25 protein-coding genes and 1 other annotated feature are annotated in these 25,435 nt (G+C 49.2%); of the genes, 21 read left to right on the top strand and 4 right to left on the bottom strand.

The window, feature by feature from the left end:
• Window positions 1–290 precede the first annotated feature (290 nt).
• The 21 genes from LRP49_RS18045 to arsJ all read left to right on the top strand — a co-directional run bounded on the left by LRP49_RS18045 (window position 291) and on the right by arsJ (window position 19,834).
• Entirely contained in the window at window positions 291–1,700 is a 1,410-nt protein-coding gene (locus tag LRP49_RS18045; protein WP_274143701.1) for a glutamine synthetase family protein, read from the top strand.
• A gap of 76 nt (window positions 1,701–1,776) precedes the next feature.
• On the top strand, window positions 1,777–2,253 hold the full coding sequence (locus LRP49_RS18040; protein WP_274143700.1) for a YchJ family metal-binding protein: 477 nt from the start codon (window positions 1,777–1,779) through the stop codon (window positions 2,251–2,253).
• 63 nt (window positions 2,254–2,316) lie between these two features.
• Complete coding sequence (locus tag LRP49_RS18035) at window positions 2,317–2,502, top strand: hypothetical protein (protein WP_274143699.1); 186 nt, start codon at window positions 2,317–2,319, stop codon at window positions 2,500–2,502.
• A gap of 287 nt (window positions 2,503–2,789) precedes the next feature.
• Window positions 2,790–2,926 (top strand) — a sequence feature (His leader region).
• A 71-nt stretch (window positions 2,927–2,997) separates the two neighbouring features.
• The gene (gene hisG / locus LRP49_RS18030; RefSeq protein WP_274143698.1) at window positions 2,998–3,894 is read left to right on the top strand and encodes an ATP phosphoribosyltransferase; all 897 of its coding nucleotides are present in this window, start codon (window positions 2,998–3,000) and stop codon (window positions 3,892–3,894) included.
• 3 nt (window positions 3,895–3,897) lie between these two features.
• Window positions 3,898–5,193 carry a histidinol dehydrogenase gene (gene hisD / locus LRP49_RS18025; RefSeq protein ID WP_274143697.1) on the top strand — a complete coding sequence of 432 codons (1,296 nt, stop codon included), beginning with the start codon at window positions 3,898–3,900 and terminating at the stop codon, window positions 5,191–5,193.
• A 20-nt stretch (window positions 5,194–5,213) separates the two neighbouring features.
• On the top strand, window positions 5,214–6,254 hold the full coding sequence (hisC, locus tag LRP49_RS18020; RefSeq protein WP_274143764.1) for a histidinol-phosphate transaminase: 1,041 nt from the start codon (window positions 5,214–5,216) through the stop codon (window positions 6,252–6,254).
• A gap of 26 nt (window positions 6,255–6,280) precedes the next feature.
• Window positions 6,281–7,348 (top strand): bifunctional histidinol-phosphatase/imidazoleglycerol-phosphate dehydratase HisB, encoded by a 1,068-nt coding sequence (gene hisB, locus LRP49_RS18015; RefSeq protein WP_274143696.1) that lies wholly within the window; start codon window positions 6,281–6,283, stop codon window positions 7,346–7,348.
• Window positions 7,348–7,944: an imidazole glycerol phosphate synthase subunit HisH gene (gene hisH / locus LRP49_RS18010; protein WP_274143695.1), complete on the top strand. Its 597-nt coding sequence runs from the start codon at window positions 7,348–7,350 to the stop codon at window positions 7,942–7,944. The genes hisB and hisH overlap by 1 nt, the downstream gene beginning before the upstream one ends.
• A gap of 2 nt (window positions 7,945–7,946) precedes the next feature.
• Complete coding sequence (gene hisA / locus LRP49_RS18005) at window positions 7,947–8,684, top strand: 1-(5-phosphoribosyl)-5-[(5-phosphoribosylamino)methylideneamino]imidazole-4-carboxamide isomerase (protein ID WP_274143694.1); 738 nt, start codon at window positions 7,947–7,949, stop codon at window positions 8,682–8,684.
• Window positions 8,666–9,439, top strand: coding sequence for an imidazole glycerol phosphate synthase subunit HisF (gene hisF / locus LRP49_RS18000; RefSeq protein ID WP_274143693.1), 774 nt, complete (start codon window positions 8,666–8,668; stop codon window positions 9,437–9,439). Before hisA ends, hisF begins: the two co-directional genes overlap by 19 nt.
• On the top strand, window positions 9,436–10,068 hold the full coding sequence (gene hisIE, locus LRP49_RS17995; protein ID WP_274143692.1) for a bifunctional phosphoribosyl-AMP cyclohydrolase/phosphoribosyl-ATP diphosphatase HisIE: 633 nt from the start codon (window positions 9,436–9,438) through the stop codon (window positions 10,066–10,068). The genes hisF and hisIE overlap by 4 nt, the downstream gene beginning before the upstream one ends.
• Before the next feature lie 147 nt (window positions 10,069–10,215).
• Window positions 10,216–11,211 carry a UDP-N-acetylglucosamine 4,6-dehydratase (inverting) gene (gene pseB, locus LRP49_RS17990; protein WP_274143691.1) on the top strand — a complete coding sequence of 332 codons (996 nt, stop codon included), beginning with the start codon at window positions 10,216–10,218 and terminating at the stop codon, window positions 11,209–11,211.
• Window positions 11,208–12,356 (top strand): UDP-4-amino-4,6-dideoxy-N-acetyl-beta-L-altrosamine transaminase, encoded by a 1,149-nt coding sequence (pseC, locus tag LRP49_RS17985; protein ID WP_274143690.1) that lies wholly within the window; start codon window positions 11,208–11,210, stop codon window positions 12,354–12,356. Before pseB ends, pseC begins: the two co-directional genes overlap by 4 nt.
• Window positions 12,357–12,365: 9 nt before the next feature.
• A complete protein-coding gene (pseF, locus tag LRP49_RS17980; protein WP_274143689.1) occupies window positions 12,366–13,067 on the top strand; it encodes a pseudaminic acid cytidylyltransferase in 702 nt (233 codons plus the stop codon).
• Window positions 13,064–14,650: a UDP-2,4-diacetamido-2,4,6-trideoxy-beta-L-altropyranose hydrolase gene (gene pseG, locus LRP49_RS17975; RefSeq protein WP_274143688.1), complete on the top strand. Its 1,587-nt coding sequence runs from the start codon at window positions 13,064–13,066 to the stop codon at window positions 14,648–14,650. The genes pseF and pseG overlap by 4 nt, the downstream gene beginning before the upstream one ends.
• Window positions 14,647–15,702 (top strand): pseudaminic acid synthase, encoded by a 1,056-nt coding sequence (gene pseI, locus LRP49_RS17970; protein ID WP_274143687.1) that lies wholly within the window; start codon window positions 14,647–14,649, stop codon window positions 15,700–15,702. The genes pseG and pseI overlap by 4 nt, the downstream gene beginning before the upstream one ends.
• Before the next feature lie 99 nt (window positions 15,703–15,801).
• Window positions 15,802–16,524 (top strand): RluA family pseudouridine synthase, encoded by a 723-nt coding sequence (locus LRP49_RS17965; protein WP_274143686.1) that lies wholly within the window; start codon window positions 15,802–15,804, stop codon window positions 16,522–16,524.
• Window positions 16,525–16,685: 161 nt separating this feature from the next.
• Window positions 16,686–17,027: a metalloregulator ArsR/SmtB family transcription factor gene (locus LRP49_RS17960; protein WP_274143685.1), complete on the top strand. Its 342-nt coding sequence runs from the start codon at window positions 16,686–16,688 to the stop codon at window positions 17,025–17,027.
• Between the two features lie 12 nt (window positions 17,028–17,039).
• Window positions 17,040–18,041: an ArsJ-associated glyceraldehyde-3-phosphate dehydrogenase gene (locus LRP49_RS17955; protein ID WP_274143684.1), complete on the top strand. Its 1,002-nt coding sequence runs from the start codon at window positions 17,040–17,042 to the stop codon at window positions 18,039–18,041.
• Window positions 18,042–18,068: 27 nt separating this feature from the next.
• A complete protein-coding gene (locus LRP49_RS17950; protein ID WP_274143683.1) occupies window positions 18,069–18,563 on the top strand; it encodes a cyclin-dependent kinase inhibitor 3 family protein in 495 nt (164 codons plus the stop codon).
• A 44-nt stretch (window positions 18,564–18,607) separates the two neighbouring features.
• Window positions 18,608–19,834, top strand: a complete 1,227-nt coding sequence (gene arsJ, locus LRP49_RS17945) for an organoarsenical effux MFS transporter ArsJ (protein ID WP_274143682.1) — start codon at window positions 18,608–18,610, stop codon at window positions 19,832–19,834.
• A gap of 94 nt (window positions 19,835–19,928) precedes the next feature.
• Here arsJ and LRP49_RS17940 read toward each other — a convergent pair whose 3' ends face one another.
• The 4 genes from LRP49_RS17940 to LRP49_RS17925 form a co-directional block, all read right to left on the bottom strand.
• Window positions 19,929–20,699: a 5'-methylthioadenosine/adenosylhomocysteine nucleosidase gene (locus LRP49_RS17940; protein WP_274143681.1), complete on the bottom strand. Its 771-nt coding sequence runs from the start codon at window positions 20,697–20,699 to the stop codon at window positions 19,929–19,931.
• 174 nt (window positions 20,700–20,873) lie between these two features.
• Window positions 20,874–21,881 (bottom strand): formate dehydrogenase subunit gamma, encoded by a 1,008-nt coding sequence (locus tag LRP49_RS17935; RefSeq protein WP_274143680.1) that lies wholly within the window; start codon window positions 21,879–21,881, stop codon window positions 20,874–20,876.
• Between the two features lie 49 nt (window positions 21,882–21,930).
• A complete protein-coding gene (fdh3B, locus tag LRP49_RS17930; protein WP_274143679.1) occupies window positions 21,931–22,539 on the bottom strand; it encodes a formate dehydrogenase FDH3 subunit beta in 609 nt (202 codons plus the stop codon).
• A 15-nt stretch (window positions 22,540–22,554) separates the two neighbouring features.
• Window positions 22,555–25,410, bottom strand: a complete 2,856-nt coding sequence (locus LRP49_RS17925) for a formate dehydrogenase subunit alpha (RefSeq protein WP_274143678.1) — start codon at window positions 25,408–25,410, stop codon at window positions 22,555–22,557.
• Between the last annotated feature and the right edge of the window lie 25 nt (window positions 25,411–25,435).

Here is a 25,435-nt window from a genome sequence, read left to right as displayed (position 1 = left end):
TACTGGCTATTCCTATTACGCATGGTTCACTTGAACAAAGCGTTCATTTTTTCACACGCTACACGTTAAAAATAAATGACGCAAGTGAGCTAATCAACACTTCTTGACGAATTATTAAACATTTTCTTAACAATGGTAACTCACCAATTCCTAAGGCCTTATCGCATTGATTTGAAGCCAAAATAGACAAAGCGTGACCGTGATCTCAGTTGACAAGATGGGCGGTTTACTATTCACTCAGGGGTATCACTAGGAGTGATTGATATAATTTACACCCAGGCAGGTGACGCATGCGATATCAAACAGACAGGGAAATGTTTACCTCGGCAGATACCAATTTGCCCGATATAAACGAAGCCGTTCAGTTTCTAGAACAGAACCCAGATGTGGATTTTGTCGACCTATTGCTTTTGGATATGAACGGAATTGTCCGAGGCAAGCGTGTCGAGAAAGACAAACTGACTAAAGCGTATGAATTAGGTATCGCACTCCCCATTTCCATCTATGGCATGAACATCAAAGGTACGCCTGTAGAAGAAACAGGATTAGGGCTCGAGATTGGCGAATCTGACGCCATTTGTTTTCCCGTCGCCGGTTCACTCACGCGTCAACCATGGCAAAAACGCGCCATTGCTCAATTACTTTTGGAAATGTACGAAACCCCTGAAACGCCCTTTTTTGGCGATCCAAGAATGATCCTTCGCCGTACGCTGAGACAAATGAAAGCGCGCGGTTTGACGCCAGTGTCAGCCTTTGAGTTGGAGTTCTATTTAATCGATGCCAAGGGAGAAGGTAAGGCTCCTCTTCCACCCATTTCCCCTGTAACGGGTAAGCGCCCCGAAAACACCCAGGTCTACTCTCTGGACGATCTTGATGAATACGCCGACCTGTTGACTGAAATCATTGATGCTGCACGTGCTCAAGGCTTGCCTGCCGACACCATTGTGGCGGAATCCGCACCGGGGCAATTTGAGATTAATTTGAAGCATACTAACGATGCACTTGCATCTTGTGACCACGCTCTGCTGCTTCGACGTGTCATAAAACAAGTAGCGCATAACCACGAATATGATGTCACCTTCATGGCCAAGCCCTACGCCGATCAAGCGGGAAATGGCATGCATCTTCACCTCAGCCTGCTTGATGATGATGGCAAGAATGTGTTTGAACCTGCAGAGCAAGGTGAAATGACCGACACCTTAAAATATGCGTTGGGAGGGTTACTGACCTTACTTCCACAATATCTCGCCATATTGTGTCCAAACATCAACTCTTATCGCCGTTTCAGCCCTGACTTTTATGTCCCCAATGCGGCGACATGGGGCGTAGAAAATCGTACAACAGCACTGCGCATCCCAAGCGATGTCCCGGCTGCCACACGCATCGAGCACCGTGTTGCTGGCACGGATGCAAATCCCTACTTGATGATGAGTGCTTTCCTTGCCTCCATCATGTATGGCATAGATAACAACATTGAGCCTCCTGCGGAAATCGTCGGTAATGCCTACGATGTGCCAAATACTCCTTTGCCAAATAACCTTCGTGATGCGCTGCGCGAACTCAGTGACTGTGACATTCTCCGTCAGTATATGGGCACTGATTTCATTGATGTGTTCGTTACTTGCAAAGAGAAGGAATTGGAAGAGTTTGAGCAACATATTACAACGCTCGAATACGACTGGTACCTAAGAACCTTCTAGCCTCTTGAACAGCTTGACTAACGCAAGGGCGATTCAGAGAATAGGCGCGATTTTTTATTAATTCGGTGTCCTATTCATGACCGCAGAACTTTGCCCTTGTGGTAGTCAGGCTGACTACAGTCAATGCTGTGAACCTATCCATCTAGATCACGCCAAAGCCGATCACCCTGAGAAGCTGATGCGCTCCCGCTACAGTGCACATGTAAAAGGCTTGGTCGATTATGTCGTCAATACCTACCATCCGTCTTGCGGCGCGGAGCAACATCGAGATGCTATTGCCGACTCCATCAACAGCGAATGGCTGATGCTTCAAGTGCTCAACAGCTCTGTTGACGCCGATGGAACGCAAGGCTTCGTCGAATTTAAGGCCCATTATGTTGATGGCGGGAAGCAATACACCCTGCATGAAAAATCGCGATTCTTGAACGAAGAAAAAAACGGTAAGAATCTGTGGTTTTATATCGATGGCGAATATCCAAAAGCCGAGAAAGTAGGCCGTAACGATCCCTGCCCTTGTGGAAGCGGTAAAAAGCACAAAAAGTGCTGCGGTTAAAAAACACTCAAGAAGTTCAATAATTAGCCGATAAGTTGGGGGAGCAAATCATGGAGCATTGCGATGACTTGGTTCCCCAAAATTACAGACCTTGCCCCCCAAAAGGTGCACACGGTTCTGAAGCAAGATAAAGCGAAACAACAACAGCAGAAAATCACTGAGGAAGAAGAACGCGAAGAGGTCGAGCAAGAGCAGTCTTCCACAGAAACCCAAAAGAAGAAGAACAGCTTGCTAGATATATACATATAATGAAAACCATTTTGGGTATGCGCTCACTTCGCTTAGCCCCGCCTTCGCTTGCAATTATCTTTAAAAATTACCGTCACTTACCCTTCATCTAACGACGTCCTTTTCTGCCTAAATACCGACTTTTCACTGCTCTGTGTTAACAGCACCGCTAAATGGCAAAATCCCTCAATTACTTGTTGCAATATTTAGTGAGTTTGTTAGTGTGATTACCAAGTAGACGTTAAAACGTCCTGCAAATTTGAATCACGGAACGAGATAAGCAGTATGCAACAATCGCTAATGACCATTCACCATCATCACCATCCTGAGTAGTCTTTCGGGAGAGTTGGTTTCGACTGGAAGACGAGGAAAAGTTCTTCCACGGTCATCAAAGCGAACACAAGTTTCAGACCCCCGGAAGAGCACCTTCCGGGGGTTTTTACTTTTTAGGATTTTAAAAATTGCGCTCAGACTTCAAGGAAATAGGGTCGAGCGAAAAGATACAGGGAATAGATCATGCAAACAGAACGTCTAAGAATTGCCATTCAGAAAAAAGGCCGCCTTGCGAAAGAGTGTCAGGAACTGCTCAAGCGATGCGGTGTGAAAATAAACTTTTCGGGTGACCGCTTAGTGGTTCACGCTGAAAACATGCCAATCGACCTCCTGCTAGTGCGTGATGATGACATTCCAGGCCTCATCATGGATGGCGTGGTAGATCTTGGCGTCATTGGCGAAAACGAGCTAGAAGAAGTTCGACTAGAGCGTGTTGCGCTGGGTGAACCAAGCGAATTCAATAAACTTCGCCGACTTGGTTTTGGCGGTTGCCGCCTTTCCGTAGCAATTGAAAAAGGCCAAGAATATAACGGCCCGCAAGATCTGGCTGGCAAACGTATCGCCACGACCTATCCAAACATTCTTAAGGCCTACCTCGATAAACAAGACGTGAAATTCAGCACTTGTATGCTGAATGGTTCAGTAGAGGTTGCCCCGCGCGCAGGTCTAGCAGACGCAATCTGTGACTTGGTGTCGACAGGTGCAACGCTAGAAGCAAACGGCTTGAAAGAAGCTGAAGTCATCTTCCGTTCAAAAGCTGTTCTTATTCAACGTACTGGCGAGTTTGCGCAAGACAAAGCCGCACTGATCGACCGCCTGTTGACCCGTATCAACGGTGTGATTCAAGCAAAAGAGTCTAAGTACATCATGCTTCATGCGCCAAGCGAAACGCTGGAGAAGATTGTTGAACTACTTCCAGGAGCAGAAGACCCTACCATCCTACCTTTGGCACACGACAAACAGCGTGTTGCTGTACATCTGGTCAGTACCGAAAACCTATTCTGGGAAACCATGGAAAAGCTAAAAGAATTGGGTGCAAGCTCCATTCTGGTGCTGCCAATTGAGAAGATGATGGAGTAAGCCATGAAAACAGTGGTTTGGAAATCACTCGGTGAACAACAGCAGGAGAAAGCGTTAGAACGTCCTGCTATTTCAGAAAGTGCATCAATCACAGACGCGGTAACATCGGTCATTAATGATGTTCGCACTGGTGGTGATGCCGCGCTCAAAGCACTGACCGAGAAATTTGATAAAGTCGTGCCAGAGAACATCCGTGTGTCTCAGGAAGAAATCGACGCTGCGGCTTCTCGTCTTGGTGAAGAAATCAAGACGGCATTGAAACAGGCTTACAACAATATCGCCTGTTTCCACAAAGCGCAAAAACCGGAACCGCTGACGGTTGAAACCATGCCAGGCGTCGTCTGTGAATTAGTTACCCGCCCGATAAACCGTGTCGGCTTGTACATCCCTGGCGGCAGCGCACCATTGCCTTCTACCGTATTGATGCTTGGCGTGCCTTCTCAAATTGCTGGTTGCAGAAAAGTGGTGCTCTGTTCACCGCCACCGATTGCTGACGAGATTCTCTACGTTGCCAAGCTTTGTGGTATCGATCAGGTTTATAACCTTGGCGGTGCCCAAGCAGTTGCGGCGATGGCTTACGGCACCGAGACCGTCTGCAAAGTCGATAAAATTTTCGGTCCCGGCAATGCCTTCGTGACCGAGGCTAAACGTCAAGTTAGCAATGATCACGCTGGCGCAGCCATTGATATGCCCGCAGGCCCTTCAGAGGTATTGGTCATAGCAGATGAAGATGCAGACGCAGATTTCGTTGCAGCAGACCTGCTAAGCCAAGCTGAGCACGGCCCAGACTCTCAAGTGGTTCTTGTCACGCCATCCCCCGTGCTGGCAGAGAAAGTCGCCGATGCGGTTCAAAAACAACTGAAGCAGCTAACCCGAGCTGACATTGCCAGCCAAGCATTGGGTTCAAGCGTGATCATCATCGCGGAAAGCCTCACACAGTGTGTTGCTATCTCGAATAACTATGGTCCTGAACACCTGATTGTCCAAACCAAGAACCCACGAGAGCTTCTTCCACTACTGGACAATGCAGGCTCAATTTTCCTTGGTGCATGGTCACCGGAATCTGTTGGCGATTACGCTTCAGGTACCAATCACGTGCTGCCAACCTATGGTTACACACGCACATACTCAAGCTTGGGTTTGGCGGACTTTAGTAAGCGCATGACAGTGCAAGAACTGTCTGCAAATGGATTACAGGCTCTCGCACCAACCGTGGTAGCGATGGCCAATGCAGAAGGCTTGGACGCACATCGCAATGCAGTGACTATCCGCGTCGAAAAGCTCAACAAGTTACAGTGATTTCAGGGGTTTCTATGGACATTGAAAAATTAGCCCGTAAGGATGTTCAGGCATTGACCCCTTACATGTCTGCCCGCCGCTTGGGTGGCTCTGGTGATGTTTGGCTGAATGCCAATGAATCACCGTTTAACAACGAATACACCATCAATGGTGCAGGTCTAAACCGCTACAGCACCTGTCAGCCAGAAGAGCTTATCCGTGCTTACGCTGAGTATGCAGGTGTTCGCCCAGAACAAGTACTGACCTCGCGCGGAGCGGATGAAAGCATTGAGCTTTTGGTTCGCACCTTCTGTGAAACGGGCGAAGACAGCATTCTGTTCTGTCCGCCAACTTACGGCATGTACAGCATCAGTGCTGAAACAGCAGGTGTTGCGCGTAAGACGGTACCACTGACGGATTTCTGGCAGCTTAACCTGCCAGAAATCGAGAAGAACCTCGACACCGTGAAGTTAGTATTTGTATGTAGCCCAAACAACCCGACCGGCAACCTGATTGACCGCAACGACATTGAAGCACTGCTGGAAATGACGGCGGGTCGTGCGTTGGTCGTGATGGATGAAGCCTATATCGATTTCTGTCCGGAAGCGTCAACGGTTGATCTTCTGGTTCGCTATCCTAATCTGGCCATCCTTCGCACCCTGTCTAAAGCATTTGCGCTAGCGGGTCTGCGCTGTGGCTTCACCCTTGCGAATCAGCAAATCATTCAGCTGATGCAAAAAGTCATCGCGCCATACCCTGTGCCAGTACCAGTGACGGAGATTGCTTGTCAGGCTTTAAATGAAGCAGGTCTGGCACGCATGAAGTATCAAGTGCTGGATTTGAATGCAAATCGCGCATACTTACAAGCAGGCCTGTCCATGCTCTCTGGCGTGGAAGTGTTTGATGGGTACGGCAACTACCTGCTAGTGAAATTCCCTGACGCGGAACTGCTGTTTAGTGCCCTTTGGGACCACGGCATTATTCTTCGCCGCTCTCCAATCGAAGGCTGCATTCGTATCAGCGTCGGTAACCGTGAAGAGTGTGAAAAAACGCTAACCTTTATCCGCCAACAGTTGGCATAAAAGCGCGAAACAAAAAGGAATTTGTTGTGAAAGAAAAAATCCTCTTTATCGACCGTGACGGCACCTTGATTGTCGAGCCACCTGTGGACTTTCAGGTTGACCGTCTCGACAAACTCAAGCTAGAGCCGTACGTCATCCCATCACTGCTGGCTTTGCAGGATGCAGGCTACAAGCTGGTGATGGTGACCAACCAAGACGGCTTGGGCACTGACAGCTACCCACAAGCGGACTTCGATGCACCGCATGACATGATGATGGAGATTTTCGAATCTCAAGGCGTGAAGTTTGCCGACGTACTGATTTGCCCGCACTTCGACCACGAAGGTTGTAGCTGCAGAAAGCCTAAGCTCGGCTTGGTCAAAGACTACCTGCAGCAAGGCCGTGTGGATTTCAAAACCTCTGCCGTCATTGGCGATCGCCAGACCGATATCCAACTGGCAGAGAACATGGCTATCCGCGGTATTCAGTACAACCCTGAAACCATGGACTGGCCGAAAATCCTTAAGGATTTGACTACCAACCCGCGTATTGCAACGGTTGTCCGTACCACAAAAGAAACTGACATCCGTATCACCGTGAACCTTGATGAAAGCGGCGGTAACAGCATCAATACTGGCCTTGGTTTCTTTGACCACATGCTGGATCAAATCGCCACGCACGGCGGCTTCCGCATGGAAGTGGCCGTTGACGGTGATTTACACATTGATGACCACCACACAGTGGAAGACACGGCACTGGCGTTAGGTCAGGCTCTGAAAGATGCCCTAGGTAACAAACGCGGCATTGGCCGTTTTGGTTTCAGTCTTCCGATGGATGAATGCCTTGCACAATGTGCGCTCGACTTGTCTGGTCGTCCTTACCTGAAATTTGATGCTACCTTCTCGCAAGAGAAAGTCGGTGACCTTTCTACCGAAATGGTGGAACACTTCTTCCGCTCGTTGACTGATACGCTTGCGTGCACCTTGCACCTTTCATCAGACGGTCACAACACGCACCACATCGTAGAAAGTCTGTTTAAAGCGTTCGGCCGTACATTGCGTCAGGCAATTCGCGTGGAAGGTAATGAATTGCCAAGCAGTAAAGGGGTGTTGTAATGAGCAAGATCGTTATCATTGATACCGGTTGTGCCAACGTCAGCTCAGTACGCTTCGCCATTGAGCGTTTGGGCTACGATGTGACTATCAGTCGCGACCCCGACGTTGTGCTAGCCGCTGACAAACTGTTTTTACCTGGCGTCGGCACCGCAACCGAAGCCATGAAAAACCTAGAAGAGCGCGATTTGATCGCGCTTGTCCGCCAAGTTAAGCAGCCGCTCTTAGGCATTTGTCTTGGTATGCAACTTCTCGGTAAGTCTTCTCAGGAAGGGAAAGAGACAGTGAACTGCCTGGGTCATGTCGATGCTGACACAACCTTGATGGAAACCGACACTCTTCCCCTGCCCCATATGGGTTGGAATACCGTCACACCAGTCGATAATCACCCGCTGTTCAAAGATATTCCTGAGAACAGCTACTTCTACTTCGTACACAGCTACGCCATGCCTGTTGGTGATTACACCATCGGCCAATGCGATTACGGCAAGCCTTTCACCGCTGCCGTACAAAGTGGAAATTACTACGGTGTGCAATTCCACCCAGAGCGTTCAAGCAAAGCGGGCGCGCAACTGATTAAGAACTTTTTGGAGTTATAAGGATGATAATTCCTGCATTAGATTTGATTGAAGGCCAAGTCGTCCGCCTTTATCAAGGCGATTACGGACAGGTCACTGAGTATAAAGTCGACCCAAGCGAACAGTTCGCGATTTATCACAATGCCGGCGCAAACTGGCTGCACCTCGTTGACCTGACGGGCGCAAAAGATACGACCGCTCGTCAACTGCCACTGATTGAAAAACTGATTGCCAGCACACCTGCCAATATTCAGATTGGCGGCGGTGTTCGAAAAGAAAGTGATGTCGTTGAGCTGCTGCGTGCTGGCGCAAAGCGCGTCGTGATTGGTTCGACTGCCGTTAAACAACCCGAAATCGTCAAAGGGTGGATGGAAAAGTACGGCCCAGAACACATCGTGCTGGCACTGGACATCAACATTGACGAGGAAGGCAACCGAATTGTCGCCGTCTCTGGCTGGCAGGAAGATTCTGGCGTAACCATTGAAGCACTGCTCGAAGACTTTCTGAAGGTTGGTCTTAAGCACGTGTTATGTACGGACATTTCCCGCGATGGCACCTTGGCAGGCTCTAACGTCGAACTCTACAAAGACCTGTGTGCGGCTTACCCGCAAGTGCAATTCCAGTCTTCCGGTGGCATCGGCTCACTCGCTGACATCGAAGCATTGAAAGGTTCTGGCGTGGCTGGGGTCATCGTAGGCCGTGCCCTGCTAGACGGCAAATTTACCGCTGAGGAGGCATTCGCATGTTGGCAAGAAGGATAATTCCTTGTTTAGATGTTCGTGATGGTCAAGTGGTAAAAGGCGTTCAGTTCCGTAACCACGAAATCATTGGTGATATCGTGCCTTTAGCCGCGCGTTACGCGGAAGAAGGCGCGGATGAATTGGTGTTTTACGATATTACAGCATCCAGTGATGGCCGTGTCGTCGATAAAAGCTGGGTAGCGCGTGTCGCAGAAGTCATCGACATCCCTTTCTGCGTCGCAGGCGGTATTAAGTCAGCCGAAGACGCAAAACGCATTCTGGAATTCGGTGCAGACAAAATTTCCATCAATTCCCCTGCTCTGGCAAACCCAGAGCTCATCACTGAACTTGCAGAAAAGTTTGGTGTGCAATGCATCGTTGTCGGCGTGGACTCTTACTACGACAAAGAGACCGGCAAATATCAGGTTTACCAATTCACGGGCGATGAACACCGTACCAAAGCAACCCAATGGGAAACGCGCGATTGGGTCCAGGAAGTGCAAAAACGTGGCGCGGGTGAAATCGTGTTGAACATGATGAACCAAGATGGTGTGCGCAACGGCTACGATCTTGAACAGCTCAACATGGTGCGCGAAGTCTGCCATGTTCCACTGATTGCTTCTGGCGGCGCGGGTGAAATGGTTCACTTTGCTGACGCCTTTGAAAAAGCAAATGTTGACGGTGCGCTCGCAGCGTCCGTGTTCCACAAGCAGATCATCAATATTGGTGATCTCAAGAAATACTTAAAACAACAAAACGTGGAGATCCGCTTATGAGTCAGACACAAGGAAATGCTGCCCTGGCGGAGCAAATCGATTGGGAAAAGACCCAAGGCTTGATCCCTGCCATCGTGCAGAACGCCAAAAGCGGTGCGGTACTCATGCTGGGATACATGAACCAAGACGCTTTGGCTAAAACGCTAGATACCCAACAAGTCACCTTCTGGTCCCGCTCAAAGGAGCGTCTTTGGACCAAGGGCGAGTCCTCAGGTAACGTGCTGCAGCTTAAGCACATCTCTGTCGACTGCGATAAAGACACCCTGCTGGTTCAAGCTGACCCCATCGGCCCAACCTGTCACTTGGGCACCGAAACATGTTGGGGTGAAGACGACGCAAACAAACCCTCTCTGGTGTTTCTTCATCAACTGGAGCAGGTGTTGGCATCCCGTCGAGGATCCGATCCTTCAACGTCTTATACGGCGTCCTTGTATGCAAAGGGCACCAAGCGCATTTCGCAGAAAGTGGGCGAAGAAGGCGTCGAAGTCGCGCTTGCAGCGACGTCGGGCGATAAGGAGGAGTTAATTAACGAATCCGCAGACCTGATGTATCACCTGATGGTGCTGCTGCAAGATCAAGGCTTCTCGCTGGAAGACGTAGCAAATAAGCTAAAAGAGCGTCATAAGTAATCAAATTACACAAAACTTCACCGAAGCAACCCAATGGGTTGCTTTTTTTTGGACAACCAATCACGGAGTGCGTATTTTTCTGCGATCTATCTAACGGCGATACGTTAAAATTCATTTAATTACTGAGACAAACGCTTAAGGATTGCAATGTTTAACGGCAAGTCAATTTTGATCACCGGCGGTACCGGCTCTTTCGGGAAAAAATACACCAAGACCATTCTCGCGCATTACAAGCCTAAGCGACTGATCATCCTTTCTCGCGATGAGCTCAAGCAGTTCGAAATGCAGCAAGAGTTCAACGACCCGTGCATGCGTTATTTCATCGGCGATGTGCGCGATGCTGACCGCATGATGCAGGCAATGAATGACGTCGACTACGTGATTCACGCAGCTGCTCTGAAACAGGTTCCAGCGGCAGAATACAATCCGATGGAATGTATCAAAACCAACGTTCACGGTGCCGAAAATATCATCCGTGCTGCGATTGCCAATAACGTTCAAAAGGTCATTGCTCTGTCTACCGACAAAGCAGCCAGCCCAAATAACCTCTATGGCGCAACCAAACTGTGTTCGGACAAACTGTTTGTCGCAGCTAACAACATGACAGGTGGCGCACAAACGCAATTCGCGGTTGTTCGTTACGGTAACGTTGTAGGGTCTCGCGGCTCTGTTGTGCCATTTTTCAAAAAGCTGGTTGCAGAAGGTGCAGAGTCACTGCCAATCACACACCCAGACATGACGCGATTTTGGATCACGCTTCAACAAGGCGTAGATTTCGTACTGAAGAACTTTGCTCGTATGCAGGGCGGCGAAATTTTCGTGCCGAAAATCCCTTCTGTTCGCCTACTGGATTTGGCCACCGCTTATGGTAACGGCACACCAGTTAAAGAAATTGGTATTCGTCCGGGTGAGAAGATGCATGAAATTATGTGTCCAAGCGACGACTCACATCTAACGTTAGAGTTTTCTGACCACTACGTGATGCGTCCAACCATCAAGTTTTACTCTGCAGACTATGATTACTCGCAAAACCCACTAGGCGAAATCGGTGAACCTGTGCCTGCAGGCTTCGAGTATCACTCGGGGACTAACCCTGAGTTTTTGACTGTCGAGCAGATTCTGGAATTCGAGCAACAAGCATGATTCCCTACGGAAAACAAACCATCAGTCAGGGCGATATCGACGCCGTTGTTGAAGCCCTGACATCTGATTTCATCACACAAGGCCCAAGAGTCACGGCGTTTGAACAAGCCGTTGCAAACAAAGTCGGCGCGAAGTACGCGTTCGCAGCAAACAGTGCGACATCCAGTCTGCACCTTGCCTGTTTAGCCTTGGGATTGGGTGAAGGAAAAAGACTTTGGACATCGCCAAATACCTTTGTCGCGTCAGCTAACTGCGGCCTGTACTGTGGTGCTGAGGTAGATTTCGTCGACATCGACCCAATCTCATATAACCTTTGCCCTTCTGCTCTGGCGGAAAAGCTCGCGCAAGCTGAAAAAGATAACACCTTGCCGCATGTACTTGTTGCAGTACATATGTGCGGCCAGAGCTGCGACATGCAAGCCATTCATGCCCTGTCCAAGCAATACGGCTTCAACGTCATCGAAGATGCGTCCCATGCGATTGGTGGCAAGTATCAAGGTGAGTATGTCGGTAACTGCCGTTACAGCGACATCACCATTTTCAGCTTCCACCCAGTGAAAATTGTCACCACCGCAGAAGGTGGTATGTCACTGACTAACAACCCTGAGCTTGCAAAAGCGATGGAAAACCTTCGTAGCCACGGCATTACACGTGACACCGATTCGCTTGAAGACAAAAACCAAGGTGCTTGGTACTACGAGCAACAGGATTTGGGCTTCAACTATCGCATGACAGACATTCAAGCAGCACTGGGTACGTCGCAGCTTTCACGTTTGGATGAATTCGTGGCGCGTCGAAATGAGCTCGCTCAACGCTACCACGAGAAGCTGTTATCACTGCCGCTCAAAACTCCGGTTGTCGCTGAAAACACATTGTCGGCATGGCATTTATATGTCATTCAATTGGACAACCCTGATTGCCGCCGACAAGTATTCGATGCTATGCGCGCTGCTGGCGTTGGTGTCCATGTGCACTATATTCCGGTTCATACTCAGCCTTATTACCGCAAACTCGGTTTTGACTGGGGGCAGTTTCTTGCCGCAGAAAACTATTATCACGCTGCACTTACTTTGCCTTTATTTGTAGATATGACAGAAGAAGAACAAGACTTCATCGTGGAGTCATTGGCTAAAGTACTTGCTTAGAAGGATTACATGAGAGTCTGTATTATTCCCGCCAGAGGTGGCAGTAAAAGGATTCCAGGTAAAAACCTGAAGTCATTTATTGGCCGTCCTATTATTGCGTATGCAATTGAAGTTGCGAAAAAATGTGCACTTTTCGATCGGATCATTGTTTCTACGGATGACAATGAGATTGCAGCCATTGCGAATGAATTAGGGGCAGAGGTTCCTTTCATTCGTCCTGCAAGTATTTCTGATGATCACGCCACAACACTCGATGTAATAAAACATGCAATCGAGTGGCTACAGGCCGATACAGATAAAACGATTGAGGCTGTATGTTGCCTCTATGCAACGGTGCCATTCACAAGAGCAATGGATTTGGTTGAAGGGCTTGCGCTCTTAGAAAGTCACAACACCCAATATACCTTCGCCGCTACGCGTTTTTCGTTTCCCATTCAGCGCAGTATTCGCCTCAACAAAGACGAAAATGTTGAGATGTTTTGGCCTGAACATTTCTCAACTCGCTCTCAAGATTTAGAGCCTGCCTACCACGATGCTGGCATGTTCTACTGGGGAAGACCTGATGCTTTCTTATCTGGTTTACCTATTTTTGCACCGCACTCGAAAGTGGTTCAAATTCCGCACTACCGTGTTCAAGATATCGATGAGCCAGATGACTGGATCCGCGCTGAAATGCTTTACCAAATCCTTTCCCAGCGAGGGGAGCTATGAAGGTAGCCATCCGTGTAGACGCGTCCCGTTTTATTGGAACAGGACACGTCATGCGTTGTCTCGTGCTTGCACAAAAATTGAAAGAGCACGGTCATGATGTCGTGATGCTAAGCCGCGAGTTAGAGGGCAATTTCATTGCCTATTCGCAGCAACAAGGCATTGATGTCATTGCATTGAACGCGATTCAGCAAGTAGCACCTTCTGCGCCCGATGACTACCAACACTGGCTCGGTGTTTCTCTCCAAGAAGACGCTAGCGAGTGCTTGGCGAAACTCAACGATTTTCACCCAAATTGGATTGTCGTCGATCACTACGCGATTGAAGAAAACTGGCACAGTGCGATAAAAGCATGCGGGGCAAGCATTCTCGCTATCGATGACCTCGCCAATCGACCGCTTAACTGCGAAATTGTGCTCGACCATAACCCTTGGCCAGATTTCGAAAATCGCTATAACGCCGTAATTCCAACCCACTGCACACCACTATTAGGACCGAAATACGGGCTTTTACGACCTACGTTTGCCACATTGCGCACTAACCCGGTAGAGCCGCTCAACAATCAGGTGATTGCCTTTTTTAGTGGTACCGACCCAAGTGGCGAATGCCTGAAGCTTCTCAACGCGAGCCAGAAGTTTTCTGAATTGCCCTTTGAACTCACCATTGTCTTTGGCATGGCGAATCCTCGCAAAGACGAGCTGTTGAGCGAACCATTACCTCCTTTTGTCACGTTGACGGAAGTACTCCCTGACTTTGAAGCCGATTTGGCCGCTTGCCGATATGCATTTGGCGGAGCCGGTGTCAGCGCGATTGAACGAGCAAGCCTTGGCGTTCCCGGCACCTTAGTCTCTGTTGCAGAAAACCAGCGTCTGATGGCAGAACATTTGGCGAGTAGTGGTATTTACCGCTATTTAGGCAACAGCGATTTGACGACCGCAAACACGTATTTCAACGAACTGACATGGCTTTCAGACAACTGGGAATCTCTCCCACACCGCCTGCCCCCATCAGACATTGATGGTAACGGTGCGGAGCGTGTCGTTGCTGAAATGGAAAGTGAAAAAATCACCTTTCGACCTATGGTAGTCCAAGACCTATCGATGGTCAGAAACTGGCGTAATGCGCCGGAAATTCGCGAAAAAATGTTCTCCCAGCATGTTATCCAACCTGAAGAACACGAACGGTGGTTTGCATCGATTCAAGGCGATGAAAGCAAGCAGTTCTTTATCGCGCTATCTCAAGGAAAGCCTGTTGGCATGATGTCGTTCACTGGTATTAAAGACGGCACTGCGGAATGGGGTTTTTACAAATCCCCCGACGCTCCTGCGGGAACCGGCAAGCAGTTGCTTTATGAGTCTCTGGTGCTTGGCTTTGAATGCCTCGGTCTTAACCAGATTGACAGTCGCGTACTCGCCAAAAACCCGAAAGTGCTTCACCTTCATGAGGTGCTCGGCTTTCAGAAAAACACAAAGCAGCAAACGATGCTACGGGCCGATGGTTCGGAAACGCCTTACTATGCCTTTCACCTCACCAAAGCAGACTGGCAAAAAGACCAACGCGCCAAAAACATGAGTGGAAAATCATGACCCCATTTATCACTATTGACGGGCGCAAAATTGGGCCCGATCATAAGCCCTATATCATTGCAGAAATGTCAGCGAACCATAACGGTTCCATTGAGCGTGCCTTTCAGACCATTGAGATGGCAAAACGCGCAGGAGCCGATGCGATTAAAATGCAGTCTTACACTGCCGAAACCATCACGCTCAACTGCGACACTGAAGAATTTCAAATCAAAGGTGGTTTATGGGATGGACGTACACTGTACGACCTGTACCAAGAAGCACACACGCCATTCGCATGGCACAAGCCTCTGTTTGATAAAGCGAGAGAGGTGGGCATCACGCTATTCAGCACGCCTTTTGACTTCACAGCCGTGGATTTACTCGAAGATCTTAATGCGCCTGCGTACAAAATTGCTTCGTTTGAAGCGGTTGATTTACCGCTGATTCGCTATGTTGCCCAAACGGGTAAACCAATGATCATTTCTACGGGCATGGCGAACGATGAGGAAATCGCAGAAGCCGTCGCAACAGCAAGAGATAACGGTTGTAAGGAACTGGTGCTGCTTCATTGCATCAGTGCCTACCCTGCTCCCGCCTCGCAAAGTCACCTGCGCACTATCCCCGATTTGTCCGCGCGCTTTGATGTGATTGGCGGGCTGTCAGACCACACCTTGGGCACAACAGTGTCGGTAACCGCCGTTGCCTTGGGTGCTTGTGTCATCGAAAAACACGTCACATTGAGCCGTAATGATCCGGGTCCTGATTCGACATTTTCACTCGAGCCCGATGAGCTGACAACGCTTTGCCGAGATACAGAAACAGCTTGGCAGGCACTCGGCAATGCAGGATATCAACTGAAAGAAGCGGAAAAAGCCAACGCCCAATTCCGCCGCTCCCTTTATGTCAGCAAGGACATCAAAAAAGGCGAATTCTTTACCGCAGATAACGTGCGCAGTGTCAGACCCGGTTTCGGTCTCGCACCAAAGCACTATGACAATATTATCGGCCAAACCGCGAGCACAGACATCAAAGCCGGTACTGCGCTACATTGGGATTTAATCATCAAAGACTGAATGGCTTTTTAGTCCTTCCCTTCATCAGCCAATCCCATTAATCTGCCATGAATCGGAGGTGCGAATCGCACCTCTCCCGCTATTTTCTGGAAACCTGCAATGTCCCCTTCTGAACAACAAAATACCGTCATCGTGGATAACTTTGTTGCCGATGCCTGCAATGAATTCGTGGAAATTTTGCATCAAGATGACGATATCTTATTGATCAATAAGCCCAGCGGGTTATTTAGCCTATCCGGCAAAAATCCAGAAAATTGGGATTCCGTGCATTTCCGTTTGGTTCATGGCCAAGAGAGTCACACACCTGCGTTTCCTAACGCTATCTTGCCGCACCGCTTAGATCTGGGAGCGTCCGGCATCATGGTTGTTGGGCTAAATGCGATGGCGGGTAAGCACCTAAACAAACAATTTCAAACTCGTAGTATTCAAAAACGCTACATGGCGATGCTAGAAGGCTGGGTGTCAAATGATGAGGGTGAGATTACGGCACCGATAGCAAAAGACAACGCACTGTTCCCTTGTGTAAAAATCTGTCAGGAGACGGGAAAAGCCGCAACAAGCGGATACAAGGTACTGCAGCGATTCGATAACCCTCGTCGAACCTTGGTGCAATTTACGCCGATTACAGGACGCACCCACCAGCTGCGGATCCACAGCAAAACTTTTGGCCATCCTATCCTTGGTTGTGACTTATACAAAAGTGAGCACAGCGAGCAACTGGCTGAACGATTGCAACTTCATGCCAGTGAACTGTTTTTTACGCACCCAACCAGCGGCCAGCAAATTCATGCGACATGTCCTTGTCCGTTTGCGCACGGCTAATATATTGAAGGCAGACTGGTGTCATTGAAGAATACAGTGGCACCACATCGTCCCAGTCAACTTTCCCCGTAGTATGAACCTTTCATGACATCCCCTTCGTTACCATTGACTGCAAAATCACAATCTATAATATATGGATATCCATATATAGAGATATACGAATGTTACCGCATCAATTCTTCAAGCTACTCGCAGATGAAACCCGAGTGAGATGTTTATTACTCATCGCTCGTGAAGAGAAAGTCTGTGTGGGCGAGTTAACGGAGGCACTCAACGAGAGCCAACCTAAGATCTCCCGCCACTTGGCTCAGCTACGTTCGAGCGGTGTCATTGTCGATACCCGACAGGGGCAATGGGTGTTTTACCGCCTTTCAGACCAACTGCCGGGTTGGATGAGAAAACAAATTCAGGGGCTGGTCGACTCGAACTGCCTAAAACAGGAATACCAGCAAGATATCCAGCGTTTGTCAGAGATGAAATCTCGCCAAGCGTGCTGTAAATAAAGGGAAAGCGATATGTCTATCAAAGTAGGAATTAATGGTTTTGGTCGTATTGGCCGTTTAGCACTGCGAGCGGCTTTTGATTGGCCAGAGTTGGAATTTGTGCAAATTAATGATGTGGCGGGAGATGCTGCCACACTCGCACATCTATTGGAATTCGACTCAATCCAAGGTCGCTGGCATCACGAAGTATCCACCGATGGCGATACCATGCTCATCAACGGGAAAACCATCCTAACCACGCAGAAAAAAGCCATCGCAGATGTTGATTGGTCTGGTTGTGACGTGGTGATTGAAGCAACGGGTGTGCACCGTAAAACAGCGTTTCTAAACCAATACCTTGAGCAAGGTGTAAAGCGTGTGGTTGTGTCAGCCCCCGTGCAAGAAGAAGGCATTGCAAACATTGTAGTGGGTATCAATGACCACATCTTCGACCCGGAAATTCACCGTATCGTGACGGCAGCATCGTGCACCACAAACTGTATTGCGCCTGTCGTGAAAGTGATCCACGAGAAGCTTGGCATCGAACAATCCGCGTTTACCACGATCCACGATCTGACCAACACGCAAACCATTCTGGATGCACCGCACAAAGATCTGCGCCGTGCTCGCGCTTGTGGCATGAGCTTGATCCCAACCACCACAGGTTCAGCCAAAGCGATCATAGAGATCTTCCCAGAATTGGAAGGCAAGATTAACGGCCATGCCGTTCGTGTACCTCTGGCAAACGCGTCGCTGACTGACATCATTTTTGATGTAAAACGTGACACGACGGCCGAAGAAGTGAACGCTCTTTTGAAAGAAGCATCGGAAGGCGAGCTAAAAGGCATTCTGGGCTTTGAAGAGCGCCCTCTGGTGTCCATCGATTATAAAGGTGACCAACGTTCAACCATCGTAGATGCCCTTTCCACCATGGTTGTTGGCAAGCGCATGGTGAAAATCTACGCCTGGTACGACAACGAAATGGGTTACGCGACACGCACAGCAGAACTCGTTCGTAACGTCGGTTTAGCATAATTGGTTGGCAACAATAGGTAGAAAAGAATGACACATCCAACGTGGGAATTGCCGTTAGAAAACACGTCAGGCTTGGTGCTGACACCGTGCCCAGGTACGAAAGACGTTACGCTTAGCGACAGTATTGCTCAACTGAAAGAACAAGGCGTAACGGTTGTCGTTACTGCGCTAAATCAAGAAGAAATGGACAGCAAAGGCGTTGGTTCCTTGGCTGATGAAGTTAAAAACGCAGGGTTAGCATGGTTCCACGCACCTATCGAAGATGACTGCGCCCCAGAAGACGCGTTCCAAACTGGCTGGAAGGAGATTTCGCCTTCGGTTCATTTAGCCTTGGAAAACGGAGAGAAAGTCGCGCTGCATTGCATGGGCGGTTCAGGCCGCACAGGTCTTCTCGCCGCTCATATTCTATTGGAAAAAAGTTGGGCGTTATCTGACATCGTCACCCAAGTGCAAGCACTGCGACCGGGAGCCTTCACCAAAGAAGTCCAAGTTCAGTACATCAACCAGTTTGCTAACAAGTAACACCCAAAGGCACTGCTTATGCAGTGCCTTTTAAGAGAGTCTCCATGCTGTCTCAACTTAACTCTCATGTTCGCCAGTATATGCTGGTGACATTCAACTACTGGAACTTCACCGTCACTGATGGCGCACTGCGCATGTTGGTGGTGCTCTATTTCTACGATCTCGGTTACTCCAGCCTAGAAATCGCCTCCCTATTCCTTTTCTATGAATTTTTTGGCGTCGTCACCAATTTGATTGGAGGCTGGTTAGGCGCAAGGCTTGGCTTAAACCGCACCATGAATATCGGCTTGGGCATGCAGATTTTCGCGCTGTCTATGCTGGCTGTTCCCGCTTCTTGGCTCAGTATTCCTTGGGTTATGGCGGCACAGGCACTGTCTGGTATCGCTAAAGATCTCAACAAGATGAGTGCGAAAAGTGCCATCAAAACGCTAGTACCGGAAAACGCACAAGGTGCACTGTACAAGTGGATCGCGATTTTAACGGGTTCAAAGAATGCGCTCAAAGGCGCAGGCTTTTTCCTCGGCGGTGCCCTTCTGTCGTCGATTGGCTTCCAATACGCAGTCGCTGCCATGGCTGGCGTGTTGCTGTTGGTGTTTATCGGCAGTTTGCTTTTCTTGAAATCAGACATGGGTAAAGCGAAAACCAAGCCTAAGTTTTCCGAAATCTTCTCTAAGTCTCGCAGCGTGAATATTTTGTCTGCTGCGCGTATGTTCCTGTTCGGCGCGCGTGATGTATGGTTTGTCATTGCTCTTCCGATTTACCTCGGTTCTACCTTTGGTTGGGACCATAGTGCCGTTGGTGCCTTCTTGGCGACATGGGTGATCGGATACGGGATTATTCAAGGCATTGCGCCGAAAATCACAGGCAAGGCATCGGGGCGGGCACCTGAGGGTAAAGCCGCCATTTATTGGGCGTTCACTTTATCCATCGTGACAGGTCTGATTGCGTTTAGCGTTCAACAACAATGGCACCCAGAAGTGGTCATTATTGTCGGCCTCATGCTATTCGGCGCGGTGTTTGCTGTGAATTCTTCCCTGCATTCGTATCTGATTGTCAGCTACGCAAAGGGAGATGGCGTTTCATTGGATGTTGGCTTCTACTACATGGCCAATGCGATGGGTCGATTGATCGGCACTATTTTGTCTGGTTGGGTATTTCAAATGTGGGGCTTTGCCGCGTGTTTGTGGGTGTCGTTTGCCTTCCTTGCTATCACTACAGTGATTTCATTTTGGCTGCCAACGAGCAAACCCGAGCAAGTGATTCACCCGTAAGCATTTCGGGGAAGCCCAATAACCTAACAGGGAAGGCCATTGCCTTCCCTGTTTCGTTGCAAGCCGCCGACTAGCACACAAGGCTAATCAACGGTTACGACTTCATGCGGCTCAACATATTCAGCGTGATAGCTACTGAATTGTCTGCCGTCACTTGCTTCGCTTCTGAATACACCATGTGAGCAGAACCGTCTGCTTTATCAGAAATCGTGCGAATCACCACCAGCGGGATATTCAGCATGCCCGTCACTTGAGCAACCGCTGCGCCTTCCATTTCTACCGCCAGCGCATCGAATTCTTCTTGCAGCATTTTTACCACGGTTTTGTCAGCGATGAACTGGTCGCCCGTTGCAATGATACCGGCATGCACACGCGATTTACCGATCTCATCATTCGCAGCTTCCAACGCTAACGCCTGAAGCTTCTTATCTGCGTAGAAGTATCTGTCATCGTAGCCACTAAGTTGACCTTTCGGCGCACCGAATGTCGTTAGATCTACATCATGCTGAACCAGTGCTGTCGAAATAACAACGTCGGCAACGTTGAGCTTTGGAGATGCCGCACCGGCAATACCCGTAAAGATGATGCTTTCCACCTTGAAATGGTTAACCAACACATAGGTGGTAATCGCGGCATTGACCTTACCCACGCCTGAGCGCGCAACAACTACGGGCTGACCATCAATGGTGCCGGTGTAATAAGTGTTTAAAGAGATGGTATGGACTTGCTTGTTGTCGATTTCAGGTAACAGTTTTTCAATTTCCGCATCCATCGCGCCTAGCAAGGCAATGGGTTGTTCTGCAGCTTGTAGAGTGAAAGAAAACGTCGATAGTACGAAGGAAAAAGCTAAAAGTAGTTTACGCATAACTGCCGCGCTAAAAAGGTTGAGAGATGCGCATCATACCCTCAAATCTATAAAAGAAAAGACGAATGCAAACGTTTGCGCAAACGATAACCAATGCGATGGATAGAGAGAACAATTAGCTGAATGAAAAAGAGCTCGCAATGTGCGAGCTCTTGAGACACTTTACTTTTTGCATCAGGTACTTCGCTGTTCATCGCCTGATGCTTGTGATTTTTGCTCTGTCGATTCTGGCGCGTTTTCCACTTCATCGAACCACAATTTATGGTGTTGCTTCGCCCAAGTTTCGTCGACATAGCCCGTCGCCATGCCTTCCAGTGCACCTTCAGTACCTGCAGTACCGATATAGATGTGCCCCAAGGCGGCGGCAAACAAACCTAACGAGGCGACAGCATGAATAACATTCGCAATCTGCATCTCCTGACGGGTTTGACCGAATATCGGAAAGTCGAGAAACAAACCGCTGATACACACCACAACGCCAACCGTTGCCAACAGCCAGAACCAAATTTTCTCGCCACCATTACAAAATCCAGCATCAGGGTGCTTCCCATTAGGAAGTAGCCCACCACCTTGTTTGAACCACTCTATGTCTGTTTTGTTTAAGAAGTTGTTCTTCATCCACTTTACCAGCATGCAAAGTAGGCCAAGCACAAACAGGGGACCAAGGTAATTGTGAGCCACTTTAGACCCGTTGATTATGGCTCCCCACACATCTAACGGAACGATGGGTAAGATGAAGTGCTTGCCATAGAGCAACACTACGCCGGAAAAGCCAAGAATGAGGAAGTTAATCGCGGTGAACCAGTGCATGGCTCTTTCAAACGGTGTCCAACGCAACACCTTTTTCCCCGTTCGCTCATTAGCCAATTGAATACGACCCGCCCAAAGATAAAACAGCAGCAAGGCTCCCGCGGAACCACCTAGGAAAAGCAGCCCAAGCGGCGTTACCCACTCGTTTCTCACTTCGCGCCAACGCTGTCCCACCACATTGATAAGCTGAGTATGCTCCAATGTCACGGAGGTACTTTTGCCGTCTTCACCTTCTCTAAGTTTGTGCCAGAACTCTGCCCCTGTTAGCTGGATCATTTCGCCGTCAGCGTTAAATTTGTCCTGCTTTTCAAGGTCCGCATATGCACCAAAGGTCGTTATCACCAAAAGCATGGCGATCAATGTTCGTAACATATCTCCTCCTCAAAATGGCGAACACGGACGTGTTCGCCATTTTCCATGCTTATGAGTTGCCAGATGCATCGTACGCAAGGTCATCACCATCCGTCCAACCCGCACCTTTCGCGCCACGCTCGACCACGCGTTGACGGAAAATGTCCGAGATTTTTGATGCATCACCCGCTAGAAGTGCCTTGGTTGAGCAAAACTCTGCGCACAGTGGCAACTTACCTTCTGCAATACGATTCGCGCCGTAGAGCTCTTTCTCTTCGGCAGAACCGTCGGGGGCTGGTCCACCTGCACAGAAGGTGCATTTGTCCATTTTCCCACGCTCACCAAACGCTGCTGTACTTGGGAATTGCGGGGCACCAAACGGGCAGGCAAACAAACAATAACCACACCCGATACACGTTTCCTTGTTGTGCAGCACGATGCCTTCATCAGTGCGATAAAAACAGTCCGCTGGGCAAACCGCCATGCAAGGCGCATCCGCACAATGCATACAGGCAACGGAAATCGAGTTTTCACCCGGCTCACCATCATTCAGCGTCACAACACGACGACGTTGAATACCCCACGTCACCACTTCTGAGTTTGCGTTCGAACATGCGGTCACACACCCGTTGCACTCAATGCAGCGTTTGGTATCGCAGAGAAATTTCATATCAGCCATAATGTGTTCCCTCCGTTACGCTGCTGAGATTTTGCAAAGAGTAACCTTGGTTTCCTGCATCACTGTCACAGGGTCATAACCATAGGTCGTTGCCGTATTCGCCGCTTCACCCACCACATAAGGCTGAGAACCTTCCGGGTATTTCGACAGCAAACTCTCGCCTTCGAACACGCCACCAAAGTGGAACGGCATAAATGCCAGCCCTTCTTTTACGCGAGGAGTGATCATCGCTTTCACTTTCACACGGCCTTTTTCCGCACCTTCAACCCAGACATCCTGCCCGTCTTTAATGCCGATGTTGTTTGCATCCACAATGTTGATTTCAACAAACATCTCGCGTTGTAACGTCGCAAGCCAAGGGTTAGAGCGGGTTTCTTCACCACCACCTTCATACTCAACAATGCGCCCTGAGGTAAGAATGATTGGGTACTCAGAGGCAACATCAATGTCCTGAATCGATTTGTAGAGCGTAGGTAAACGGTAGATATCCGCTTTGTCATCCCAAGTCGGGTATTCAGCGATAAGGTCGCGACGTGGCGTAAACAGCGGCTCTCTATGAAGTGGCACGCGATCAGGGAAAGTCCAGACAATCGCACGCGCTTTCGCATTACCGTAAGGCATACAACCGTGTTTGATGGCGACGCGCTGAATACCGCCTGACAAGTCTGTTTTCCAGTTTTTACCTTCTGCTGCAGCTTTTTCTTCTGCGGTCAAATCATCCCACCAGCCAAGTTGCTTGAGCATCTTGTCGGTGAATTCTGGGTAGCCATCTTCCAGCTCACAGCCTTTTGAGTAACTGTCCACGGCCAACAGATTTTTACCTTCATACTCCACACCGAAACGCGCACGGAAGTTACCGCCGCCACGTGCGACTTCTTTCGACGTGTCATAAAGAATATGAGAGCCAGGGTGCCCCAGTTCTGGTGTCCCCCAACAAGGCCAAGGCAAGCCGTAGGTTTCACCGTTCAATGGACCACCTTCCGCTTCCAACGAGGTGAAGTTAAAGGTATGCCAATTTTGTTGATGAAGCTTGAGACGCTCAGGGCTTTGCCCCGTCATGCCTATCGTCCACATACCACGGTTAAACTCGCGGGTAATGTCTTCGATGACAGGTTCCGTTCCATTAACTTGGATGTTTTTGAATAGCTGATCGGAGAAGCCAAGCTTCTTAGAAAGCAGATACATGATTTCATGATCAGGTTTTGAATCGAACAATGGCTCGATGACTTTGTCACGCCACTGAATTGAACGGTTAGAGGCAGTGACCGAACCAAACGTTTCAAACTGGGTGGTTGCAGGCAGAAGATATACACCGTTTTTGCGTTGGTTCATGACCGCCGCAACCGTCGGATAAGGGTCCACAATGACCATCATTTCCAACTCGTTCATTGCCTTACGCATATCCTGACCACGGGTTTGCGAGTTCACCGCGTGACCCCAGTAGAACATGGCGCGGATGTTGTTCTTCTGAGCGATCTTATCTTTGTCTTCCAATACACCGTCTATCCAACGCGATACCGGGATCCCGTTGCTGTGCATCGGATAGGTCCCTTCATATTCATTGGGATCATAGCGTCCTTTGATCCATTCAAAGTCCACTTCCCACACTTTCGACCAGTGCTTCCAAGCACCTTCAGACAGGCCGTAATAACCGGGAAGCGTGTGAGACAGCAAGCCCAAGTCCGTCGCACCTTGAACATTATCGTGTCCACGGAAAATATTGGCACCACCACCCGCTCTGCCGAGATTTCCCAGCGCAAGTTCGAGTATGCAGTACGCACGGGTGTTGTTATTCCCCGTGGTGTGCTGGGTACCGCCCATACACCAGACAACACAACCCGGACGGTTCTGCGCCAGCATTTTCGCGGCTGTTTCCATTTGCTCTGGCGTTGCGCCAGAAACACGCTCCACCACTTCCGGTGGCCACTTCGCGACTTCTTCGCGAATTTCATCCATACCAAACACACGCTGATGAATGAACTCTTTGTCTTCCCAGTTGTTTTTGAAAATGTGCCAGAGCAAGCCCCAAACAACCGCGATATCAGTACCTGGACGAAGGTAGAAGTGATGATCGGCTTTTGCCGCCGTGCGAGAACGACGTGGATCGGCTACCACGATTTTGCAGTCATTCTTTTCTTTAGCTATAAGAATATGCTGCATGGCAACGGGGTGTGCTTCTGCTGGGTTCGAGCCAATAAACAGCACCGATTTACAGTTGTGCATGTCATTGAACGAGTTTGTCATTGCACCATAGCCCCAAGTGTTTGCTACCCCTGCAACCGTGGTGGAATGACAAATACGCGCTTGGTGATCGACGTTGTTGGTTCCCCATAGGGACGCCATTTTCCTGAATAGATAGGCCTGTTCATTATTGAATTTGGCCGAACCCAAAAAGTAAATCGAGTCTGGCCCAAGCTTCTCGCGAATTTCCAGAACCTTATCACCGACCTCGGTAATCGCCTGATCCCAACTGATTTTTTGCCATTTCCCATCAACCAGTTTCATCGGATATTTCAGACGACGAGCACCATGACCGTGCTCACGCAACGCCGCCCCTTTTGCACAGTGACCACCTGCATTAAATGGGTGGTCAAACGCAGGTTCTTGATCTGTCCACACACCATCTTGCACCCCGGCATACACACCACAGCCCACGGAGCAGTGGGTACAGATGGTGCGCTTCATTTCTTTGGGTTTGCTAGGGTCAACATCTTTAGCGCTGGCTTTTTTCATCATGCCGGGAGCAAACATGCCTGCTGCGGCCACCCCACCCGCTGCCGCGAGGGTGGAATTGCGCATAAAGGCACGACGGGATACACCCAGCTGCTTTTCGTCCTTACTGACTGAATCTGAACGTTTAGTTAGTTTCATTTTCAAACTCCATCAATCACAGTGG

Source organism: Enterovibrio qingdaonensis, from assembly GCF_028683135.1.
In the GTDB taxonomy this organism is placed as follows: Bacteria; Pseudomonadota; Gammaproteobacteria; order Enterobacterales; family Vibrionaceae; genus Enterovibrio; species Enterovibrio qingdaonensis.
The sequence above is the reverse complement of the archived record's forward strand: the minus strand, read 5'-3'. Positions and strand labels throughout refer to the sequence as shown.